Consider the following 10210-nt stretch of genomic DNA (forward strand, 5'->3'; position numbering starts at 1 on the left):
GGCACCGCTGCGGCCACTGGCACCGCTGCGGCCAGCGGCGGCGTTACGGCCAGCGGCGGCGCTGTGGGTGTTGGCGCCACCAGCGCGGCCGTGGGCGGGCCGCCGCCGGGCAGTCACCGAGCCGGCCACGAACCCCACGACCACCGCGGCGGCGAGGGTCATCGAGATCTGCGCCGGATTCCGTCCAGCCTGCGCCAGCAGTACCAGCGGGAGTACCAGCAGATAGGCCCCGACCGCGGCCAGCGCGCCATGTCGCCCACCGTCGGTGGTCGTTCCCTGGCGCAGCGCCGCCGCCACGAAGGCGGCCGCGGCCGAACCGGTGAGGATCAGCACGCCAAGGGCCCCGGACACCGTCGCCACGGCCGGGGCGATGAGCCCGCCGAGGACGAGCACGGTGAACCCACGCGAGCTCCCGCGCACCACGGCGGTCATGTCCACGCCGTCGAGCCAGCCGTTCCCCGTGGAACCGGCCATGCCCATGCCTCCTTTCGTCGACGTACCGAGCCGGCCGGCGGTGTGACGCGCACTCGGCGGACCGTGTGCGCGTCACGGTTCATCACAGCCGTTCCGGCAACCGGATAATCCAGGGCGAAACGCGGGCGCGAGTATTCACGCCCGCTCTGGCCAGGCTCACCAACTGCCGGTGGAGATCCTCGACGGGATGACCGCGGGCAATGTTTGTCCCGCACGCGTCTGACGGTCTACCAGCACGGCAGCATCTCCTCCTGTGATGCCATCGCCGACCGGGATTGTTACGGTATTCGCGTTGCCGGGAACAGCTCGGCGAGGCAACGCGCCAGGAACGAACGGTACCGTTCTGTGTGCCGGATCACATCTCCCGGTGGAGGGGTAGTTGCCCCTCCAAAGAGAGGCTTTCCCCCGACGGCAACGAGCTCACGACGACAGGTGGGCCACCAGGCAGGTCATCGGATAGGCCATGGCCCACCCGGAGAACGGCTTTCCCGCCGGCAGCAGGCCCGGGTTCCCCGGGAGCTGGGAGAACGCGCGGAAAGCATGATCGTACGCTGCTTGTTCGGCCGGTGTTTCGCGTTGATAGTTTGTTGATGTCGGCCGGTAAGAACATCCGGGCCTCCCGCGGGCGCGCCCGGAGCGGAACGAGGGCCGGGCGCGCCCAGGGCGGATCAGGCCGGCGCGTGCTCGAGCAGGTAGCGCTTCACCTCGGCCGTGTGCTCGACGCCGGCCTCCCAGCTCGTGCTGGTCGCCACCAGCGTGAGGTGCTCGCAGCCGGCCTCCAGATAGGGCAGCAGCCACTCCCCGACCTGCTGCGGCGTGCCGGCGGGCGCCAGCCGCTCGAACTTCTCGTAGGGCAGGTGGTAGAGCCGCTCCATCCGCTCGGCCACCAGCTGTCTGGCCCTGCTCGCCTGGGCGTCGATCCCGCACCACAGGTTCAGCCCGTACCAGGACGGCAGCGGCCTGCCCTCCTGCTGGGCCACCTCGGCGATCTGCTCGCGGGTCGCGGCGAAGCGCCGGGCGGAGCAGAAGATCCCCAGCCAGCCGTCACCGAAGCGTACGGTCCGCCGTACCGCGGCCGCCGACGAGCCGCCGATCACGATCGGGATCCTGGGCTGCGGGGCCGGCAGCACCCGTGCGTCCTTGAGCTCGAAGAACTCCCCGCTGTGGTCGACCGCCTCGCCCGAGGCCAGCGCGCGCAGCACGCGCAGGCTCTCGTCGAGGCGGCGCCCCCGGGTCGACGGGTCGACGCCGCAGTTGAGCGGCTCGGAGCGGTCCTCCCCGCCCACGCCGACCCCCAGGATCAGCCGGCCCGGCGCCAGCTGGGAGACCGAGGCGAGCTGGCGGGCGACGGTCATCGGGTGCCGCAGCGCGAGCTGGTAGACGCCCAGCAGCACGGGCAGATCGTCGTTGCTGGTCAGGGCGGCGGTGGCGGACACCAGCCCGTCGAAGCCCCGGCCGCCGTAGAAGCTGACGTGGTCGGCGACGACCACGTGGTCGAGCCCCGCGGCCTGGGCACGACCGAGCAGATCACGCCGCTGCCGCGGGCTCGTCGAGAGAATCGACTCGTGCACGTCCAGCCCCACTGTGATCAATTCCTGTGCCTCCCACCCAGAACGTCCTTGGCGATAATGCGCTTCTGGATCTCCGCCGTGCCGTCCGCGACCAGATAGGCCATGACGTCGCGGAATCTCTGCTGCAGCGGGAACTCGGTCGCGTAGCCGAGATTTCCGTAGATCTTCATCGCCGCCTCGATCGCGTTCTTGGCGACAATCGGCGGCCACCACTTGCTCATGGAGGCATGCGCGGTGTGCGGCCGGCCGGCATGGCGCAGCCACAACGCCCGGTAGCACAGCCACCGGGCGGCCTCCAGATAGGTTGCCTGCTCGGCAAGAAGAAAAGATACGCCCTGGTACTCGGCGATCGGACGGCCGAAGGCCTCCCGCTGCAGGGCGTAGTCAGCGGCTTCGTCGAGGCTGGCCCGGGCCGCGCCGAGACACATCAGGCCCAGCGCGGCACGGCTGAAATCAAAGTGGTTCATGACGCTGTGGAAGCCCCGGCCGTACTCACCGATGAGGTTCTCCGTCGGCACGAACACCTCGTCGAGGTGGATCGACCCCCAGCCCAGCGGCAGGCAGCCCATCCCCGGCAGGTGGCTGACGGTCACACCCGGGGCGTCGGTCGGGACGACGAAGCAGCTCACCCCCTGCGAACGCGCGGACCCCGGCTCGCGGGCGTAGATCAGCGCCGCGGTGGCGTTGCAGGCCCACGAGATCGCGGTCTTCTCGCCACGCAGCCGCCAGCCGCCGGCCACCGGCTCGGCGACCGTGCGCAGCGCGCCCGCGTCGGATCCGGAGCCGGGCTCGGTGAGCGCGATCGCCACCGTGATCTCACCGGCGATCAGCCGTGGCAGGTACTCCTTCTGCACGGCCACGCTGCCGTGCGCCAGCTGTGACCCCACGAGCCCGACCTGCACCGGCGCGGACGCGATGTTCACGTCGCCGTAGGCCAGTGTCTCCGCGGCCAGCCCGAGCGTGATCGGATCCTCGATGCCGGTGCCGCCGAACTGCTCGGGCAGGCCGATACCGAGCACACCGAGATCGGCGAGCTGACGCTGGATGCCGAACGGGTAATCCGTCCGGGCCGCCCGGTCCCGATAGCCGGGCAGCAGTACATCCTCAGTGAACTGGACGAGCGCACGCCGAAAGTCCTCCTGCTCTTCGGAGAACTCGAAAGAGATCATTTTATTCCGCCTTAAAATAAGGCGCGGAACGCGACAGCTACGATCGCGTTGGCCGCTGTGCCTGTCCCATGCCCAGGACGACGCCGCACCAGCACGCCGCCACAAAAGACGATCTCCTTGCCACGATCGCGCACAGCCTGCTACCGGCAGGTGCACGCCGGTGATGCCGCGTCACCGACGCCGCCGCCGGGACACGGCCGCCGACAGTGGGACACCGGCATCCCGACCGGATCGGGGGCACCGGTGCCCAGTCCGGTTACACCACAACATCCGCAAGATCGCCACATGCGGCCTTTCAGCATCATGACCCAGCCAGGACCGACCGGCAACGAGTCAGCGCCCTGTACCGATGGTCACGGCCTCGGGCCCGCGGGACGCGCCGGTACGGTGGCACGGCGGGCGCCGGCACGGCGGGCCTCCGCCGAGCCGGTCCAGATCATTACGGAACGTGAGAACCCAGCGTCCAACGAGAACCGGAACCGGCCGCCGGCGGGGCATGCCCGGCAGCCACACCGGGCCCCGCACCAAACGGATGTACGCTGACGACCAAGCACCGGAGCGGGCCTCGCGGAATCCCTTCAGAACCCTCTTGGAACCCGGCGCGCGCTGGCCCGGAGCGCGCCGTCGTCCTACTGTTCAATCTTGGACCAGCAATGCCTCTTGGACCAGCAACGCCTTTCCGCGTCAGGCGGACCGGCCCGCATGTCGCCCCGGCGGCACCGACCGCGATTCGAGTTCCGGACGGCTCTCGATGACGAGGAAACGGAGGCCATCATGCCCACGACCAACGCCGGTGATGGCGGCGGGCGCCCGTACCCGGCGCGGGGCGAGGGCTGGTTCTCCCGCCGTCCCGAACTGCCGCGCAGAGAACTCGAACGCGCGCGTTCCATTCTCCAGCTGGTTGCCAGGCTGACCGGTTGGGACTGTGCGCCGCTGAGCATCACCCCGCTGGATCCACATACCGCGGAGATGACCCTGGCGGCGGCCCAGGACGCCATTACCGAACGGCTCGCCGCCGGCGTGGAGCGGATCGGCGCGGAGACGCATGCGGAACTGATCGCGGCACTCACCCGGCTCGGTCAGGCCCGCATATCCCTGCGTGACGCGATGCTGGCCCAGCGTACGTCGACGCTGGCCGACGTACGCAATACCCTGAGCCGGCTGCGGGACCTCTCCACGGTCCAGGACCTGATCACCAGGGCGCCCGCCGAAGTCGAGAAACTCGGTTTCGGCCGCGCCCTGCTGTCCCAGATCCAGAACTCCCGCTGGGTGGCGAGGTCGGCCTATGTCCGCGGCGACCCGGGTCTTGCCGCGCTGATGGTGAAGGCCGGCAGCACGGACCCCGTCCTGCTCGACCAGCAGGTGCTGGAGACCGGCATGGTCCACCGGCGGCAGCCCATCCTGATCAAGGATGCCCAGGCGAACCCGCAGGTACATCCCCTGTTAAAGATCGTTACCGGCTCGCGTTCCTACGTCGCCGCACCGATCGTGTCGATGTCGACGGTGATCGGCTTCATGCACGCCGACGCATACACCGACCAGCGGCACGTGGACACCCTGGACCGCGAGGCCATCGGCCTGTTCATGGAGGGCCTGGGCTACGCGATCGAGCGCGCCGTGTTCGCCGACCGGATGCTGGCCCTGCGCGACCAGCTGTGCACCTATACGGCGGGCATCTCCGACCTGATGGCCTCCTTCACGGAGGACGACGTCTCCCTGAAACCCCCCGGCTCCCTGAAACTCCCCGGCGCGCCTGTCGAGCCCGTCCGGGATATCGGGACGAACGTGCTGGCCAGAGCGATCGAAGACGTTGTGGACTCACCCCTGACCCGCCGGGAGATCGAAGTTCTGCGGCATATGGCCGACGGTGCCACCAACGCGCGGATCGCCACCCGCCTGATGGTTTCCGAGGGCACCGTCAAGGTGCATGTGAAACACATCCTGCGCAAGCTCGGGGCCACCAACCGGGCGGAGGCGGTATCCTGCTATCTGAACACGATGCAGCGTCGTCAGCCGGAACCCACCGGCTCCTCCGGGAAGAAATCCCACTGGCACAGCTGAAACAATCGGACGCCTGCTCCCGGCGCGCCGTTACCGGCGTGCCCCGGAACGGCGGGCCCGGGCAGGACCGTTCCCGCCGTTCCGGGAACAACGTCACCCCCGCAGCTCCGGAAACTCCTCGTCGAGGTATTCACGGAAAGCCGCCGCACCGCCCGCGGTGTCCACGGCGGCGCCGAGCGGGTGCAGTTCCTCCTCCCGGCGGCGAAGCTCCACCCGCCGGATCTTGCCGGATATCGTCTTGGGCAGCTCGGCGAACTCGAGGCGGCGTATCCGCTTGTACGGCGCGAGCTGCTGGCGGGCGTGGCGCAGGATCGACAGCGCGGTGTCCCGGTCGGGCGCGTGACCGTCAGCGAGCACCACGTACGCCTTCGGGACCGCCAGCCGGATCGCGTCCGGCGACGGGACGACGGCGGCCTCGGCGACGGCGGGATGCTCGATCAGCACGCTCTCCAGCTCGAACGGCGAGATCCGGTAGTCCGACGCCTTGAACACGTCGTCCGCGCGGCCGATGTAGGTGATGTAGCCGTCGGCGTCCCGCGAGGCCACGTCACCGGTGTGGTAGTAGCCACCCGCCATCGCCTCGGCGTTGCGCACGGCGTCGTCGCGGTAGCCGACCATCAGCCCCAGCGGGCGCTGGGCGAGGTCCAGGCAGATCTCACCTTCCTCCGCCGGCTTCCCGGTGGTGACGTCGACCAGCGTGACGCGGTACCCGGGCGAGGGCCGTCCCATGGAGCCCGGCTTGACGAGCTGGCCCGGTGAGTTGGCGATCTGCACGGTGGTCTCGGTCTGCCCGAAGCCGTCCCGGATGCGCACCCCCCAGGCCTTCTCCACCTGCTCGATGACCTCGGGGTTGAGCGGCTCACCCGCGCCGACGATCTTGTGCGGCGGGTTGCGCACCGCCGTGAGGTCGGCCTGGATCAGCATCCGCCACACCGTCGGGGGCGCGCAGAAGCTGTCCACCCCGCACCGGTCGATCTGCGCCAGCAGCGCGGCGGCGTCGAACCGGCTGTAGTTGTAGATCAGCACGGTGGCCCCGGCGTTCCAGGGAGCGAAGACGTTGCTCCACGCGTGCTTGGCCCAGCCCGGCGAGGAGATGTTCAGGTGCACGTCACCGGGGGTGAGCCCGATCCAGTACATCGTCGACAGATGCCCGGCCGGGTAGGAGGCGTGGGTGTGCTCGACGAGCTTCGGGGCCGCGGTGGTGCCCGAGGTGAAGTAGAGCAGCAACGGGTCGCTGGCCCGGGTCACACCGTCCGGGACGAACGCGGCGGGCGCCTGGGCCGCGTCGGCGTAGGAGGCCCAGCCTGCCACCGGCGCTCCGACCGCGATCCGGTCGTACTCGCCGGGCACGTCGGCGAACTTGTCGGTGTCGGCCGTGCCGACGACGACGTAGCGGGCCTGGCCACGGGTGATCCGGTCCCGCAGGTCGGCGGGCGCGAGCAGCGTGGTCGCCGGGATGACGACCGCGCCGAGCTTTGCCGCCGCGAGCAGCGTCTCCCACAGCTCGACCTGGTTGCCCAGCATGAGCACGATACGGTCACCACGCGTCACGCCCCGCCCGCGCAGCCAGTTGGCCACCTGGTTCGAGCGGGCGGAGAGCTGCGCGAAGGTCTGACGCCGCTCCGAGCCGTCCTGTTCGACGATCCATAACGCGGTCCGGCCGGAGCTGTCCGGGTCGGCGCCGAGATGGTCGAACCACTCCAACGCCCAGTTGAACTCCGTCAGCTCCGGCCAGTGGAACCCGGCGTACGCGCTGTCGTAGTCCTCCCGGTGGGCGAGCAGGAAGTCCCGTGCCGCGCGGAACGCGGCCAGACCACCTGCACCCGGCGTCTGCGATGTCAACTGTCCTCCCTGAGTGGTAACTCCGTGAGCGGTGGGACTCCCGGCTGCGCGGCCCTCAGCTGTGCGGTCAGCGACTGTACGACCAGTATCCGTACGACCGGCGGCCGGTGCGCGGCAGCCGGTGCCGCCGCGCTCACCCGGGCCGCCCGGCTTCGACAGCGCCGGCGGGAACGGCGCCACCGCCGACAGCGCCGGCCAGGACGGCGTCGTTGCCGCCAACGCCGGTGGGAACCGCGCCGCCCCGGGCGGCGCCGGCCGCGACGAGGTCGAGCGCGACGTCTATGATCATGTCCTCCTGGCCGCCGACGAGGCCGCGGCGGCCCACCTCCACCAGGATGTCGCGGGTGTCCAGCCCGTGCTCGCGGGCCGCCCGCTCGGCGTGCCGCAGGAAGCTGGAATAGACGCCGGCGTAGCCGAGGGCCAGCGTCTCCCGGTCCACCCGCACCGGCCGGTCCTGCAGTGGGCGGACGATGTCGTCGGCGGCGTCCTGGAGCGCGAACAGGTCGCAGCCGTGCTGCCAGCCCAGCAGGTTCGCCACCGCGATGAACGCCTCGATCGGGCAGTTGCCGGCGCCGGCGCCCTGGCCGGCGAGCGACGCGTCGACCCGGGTGACGCCTTCCTCGACGGCCACCACCGAGTTGGCCACGGACAGCGACAGGTTCTCGTGGGCGTGCACACCGATCTGGGTGGCCGGGTCGAGGACGTCCCGGTAGGCGCGGACCCGGTCGCGGACGTCGCCCATCGTCAGGCGCCCGCCGGAGTCGGTCACGTACACGCAGTGCGCGCCGGCGTCCTCCATGATCTTCGCCTGCCGCGCCAGCTCGGCCGGGGGCGCCAGGTGGCTCATCATCAGGAAGCCGGAGACGTCCATGCCGAGCTCACGGGCCCGGGTGATGTGCTGCGGGCTGATGTCGGCCTCGGTGGCGTGCGTGGCCACCCGCACGGACCTGACGCCGAGGTCGAAGGCCCGTTCAAGATGGTGGATGGTGCCGATCCCCGGCAGCAGGAGGGTGGTGAGCACGGCGTTGGTGATCACCTCGGCGGCCTCGGAGATCCACTCCCAGTCGCTGTTGCTGCCCGGCCCGTAGGTCAGGCTGGCGCCGGCCAGGCCGTCACCGTGGGCGACCTCGATGGCGTCCACGCCGGCGGCGTCCAGCGCGGCGGCGATCGTGCGTACCCGCTCCGGGGCGAGGCGATGACGGATGGCGTGCATGCCGTCCCGCAGGGTCACGTCCTGAATGTAGAGCCTGGGCGGGGTCACAGGGCCACCTCCGAGCTGGCTGGGACGGCTGACAGCGCCGGTGTCACCGCCGGTGACGCTGCCGGTGTCACCGACGGTGACGCTACCGGCTCCCCCGCCGCCGCGGGCCACGCGACGGCCGGTGGCCCCGCGGCGGCCAGTCGTTCAGCGGTTTGTAGCGCGGCCGAGGTCATGATGTCGAGGTTCCCGGCGTACGCCGGCAGGTAGTGGGCGGCTCCCTCGACCTCCAGGAAGACCGACACCTTCCAGACCGGCCGCGGGCCGGCGTCGCCGACCAGGGTCCGCAGCGGCTCGTCCGGGTCGACCGGGGCGATCTGGACCTGCTGCTTGAGCCGGTATCCGGGCACGTAGCGGGCCACCTCGGCGGCCATGGCGGCGATGCTGGCGCGGATGTCGCCGGGATCGGCGTCGTCCGCCAGGCACAGCACGGTGTCGCGCATGATCATGGGCGGCTCGGCCGGGTTGAGGATGATGATCGCCTTCCCGACGTCCGCGCCGCCGACGACCTCGATGGCGCGCGCGGTGGTCTCGGTGAACTCGTCGATGTTCGCGCGGGTGCCCGGGCCGGCCGACTTCGAGGCGATCGACGCCACGATCTCCCCGTAGCGGACGCGGGTCACCCGGGACACCGCGGCGATCATCGGGATGGTGGCCTGCCCACCGCAGGTCACCATGTTCACGTTGGGCGCGTCGAGGTGCTGGGTGAGGTTGACCGCCGGGACGACGTACGGCCCGATCGCGGCGGGGGTCAGGTCCACCAGCCGCTTGCCGTACCCGGCCAGCGCGCGCGCGTTCGCCAGGTGGGCCTTTGCCGAGGTCGCGTCGAACACGACGCCGATCTCGTCGAAGCCCGGCAGGTCGATCAGGCCCTTGACACCGTCCGCCGTGGTCGGCACCTTCAGCCGGGCCGCGCGGGCCAGCCCGTCGGAGTCCGGGTCGATGCCCACCATGGCAGCCATCTCCAGAGTGGACGATAGCCGCATGACTTTGATCATCAGATCGGTGCCGATGTTCCCTGAGCCGATGACCGCGACCTTGGTGCTCATGGCAGATCCTTCCGGAAGGATGCGGTGACGGTGCCGAGCCCGGCGATGGTCGCCCGGTAGGTGCTGCCGGGCGTCACGGGGACCATCGGGCCGAGCGCGCCGGAGAGGACCAGATCGCCCGCGCGCAGCGGGGATCCGAGCTCCCGGGCGGTGCGTGCCAGCCACAGCAGCGCCTGGCACGGGTCGCCGAGGCAGGCCGCGCCGACGCCTTCGGAGACCACCTGCCCGTCGGCGGTCATGGCCATGGTCAGGGTGGTCAGGTCCAGGTCGCCGAGCGGCTGGCGGTGGGCGCCGAGGACGAACAGGCCGCAGGAGGCGTTGTCCGCGACCGTGTCGACGATGCTGATGTCCCAGTTCGCGATCCTGCTGTCGACGATCTCCAGCGCCGGCAGGACCTGGGCCACCGCGGCCCGCGCCGTCCCAAGATCAAGATCGGGCTGGTCGAGGCCGGCGCCGAGGACGAACGCCACCTCGGCCTCGATCCGCGGCTGGAGCAGGTCCGCCGGGTCGATCGGGGTGTCCTCGGCCCTGGCCATGTCGGCGAAGAGCACGCCGTTGTCGGGCTGGTCGACGCCGAGCTGTCGCTGGACGGCGGGGGAGGTCAGCCCGATCTTGTGCCCGACGAGGCGGCGGTGGGCTCCCACCGCCGCCTTGGTGAGCAGCTGCTGCACCGCGTACGCGGCGGCGATGTCCGACGCGCCCAGCAGGTCCCGCACGGGCGGGCAGGGCCGGCGCTGCCGGGCCGCCGCCGTCAGCCGGTCGGCTGCCTGCCGGTACCGCTCCAGG

8 protein-coding genes are annotated in these 10210 nt (G+C 70.8%); 1 reads left to right on the forward strand and 7 read right to left on the reverse strand.

Annotated elements, in window-relative coordinates; genetic code table 11:
* From AC5LSR_RS00660 to AC5LSR_RS00670, 3 genes are all read right to left on the reverse strand, one after another.
* Window positions 1-474: hypothetical protein (locus tag AC5LSR_RS00660; protein ID WP_493464290.1), on the reverse strand; the 474-nt coding region annotated here is incomplete at its 3' end.
* A 668-nt stretch (window positions 475-1142) separates the two neighbouring features.
* The gene (locus AC5LSR_RS00665; RefSeq protein ID WP_250283951.1) at window positions 1143-2057 is read right to left on the reverse strand and encodes an LLM class flavin-dependent oxidoreductase; all 915 of its coding nucleotides are present in this window, start codon (window positions 2055-2057) and stop codon (window positions 1143-1145) included.
* A gap of 5 nt (window positions 2058-2062) precedes the next feature.
* Complete coding sequence (locus tag AC5LSR_RS00670; RefSeq protein WP_250283936.1) at window positions 2063-3214, reverse strand: acyl-CoA dehydrogenase family protein; 1152 nt, start codon at window positions 3212-3214, stop codon at window positions 2063-2065.
* Window positions 3215-3988: 774 nt separating this feature from the next.
* On the opposite strand from AC5LSR_RS00670, the gene AC5LSR_RS00675 reads away from it, so the two are divergent.
* Entirely contained in the window at window positions 3989-5275 is a 1287-nt protein-coding gene (locus AC5LSR_RS00675; RefSeq protein ID WP_250283938.1) for a LuxR C-terminal-related transcriptional regulator, read from the forward strand.
* Between the two features lie 93 nt (window positions 5276-5368).
* Here the strand turns inward: AC5LSR_RS00675 and AC5LSR_RS00680 are convergent, their stop codons facing one another.
* From AC5LSR_RS00680 to AC5LSR_RS00695, 4 genes are all read right to left on the reverse strand, one after another.
* A complete protein-coding gene (locus AC5LSR_RS00680; RefSeq protein ID WP_250283941.1) occupies window positions 5369-7117 on the reverse strand; it encodes an AMP-binding protein in 1749 nt (582 codons plus the stop codon).
* A 133-nt stretch (window positions 7118-7250) separates the two neighbouring features.
* A complete protein-coding gene (gene dmpG, locus AC5LSR_RS00685; RefSeq protein ID WP_250283943.1) occupies window positions 7251-8378 on the reverse strand; it encodes a 4-hydroxy-2-oxovalerate aldolase in 1128 nt (375 codons plus the stop codon).
* On the reverse strand, window positions 8375-9424 hold the full coding sequence (locus AC5LSR_RS00690; protein ID WP_250283945.1) for an acetaldehyde dehydrogenase (acetylating): 1050 nt from the start codon (window positions 9422-9424) through the stop codon (window positions 8375-8377). Before AC5LSR_RS00690 ends, dmpG begins: the two co-directional genes overlap by 4 nt.
* Window positions 9421-10209, reverse strand: coding sequence for a 2-keto-4-pentenoate hydratase (locus tag AC5LSR_RS00695; protein ID WP_493468058.1), 789 nt, complete (start codon window positions 10207-10209; stop codon window positions 9421-9423). Before AC5LSR_RS00695 ends, AC5LSR_RS00690 begins: the two co-directional genes overlap by 4 nt.
* Between the last annotated feature and the right edge of the window lies 1 nt (window position 10210).

This window comes from Protofrankia sp. CiP1_Cm_nod4 (assembly GCF_982290645.1).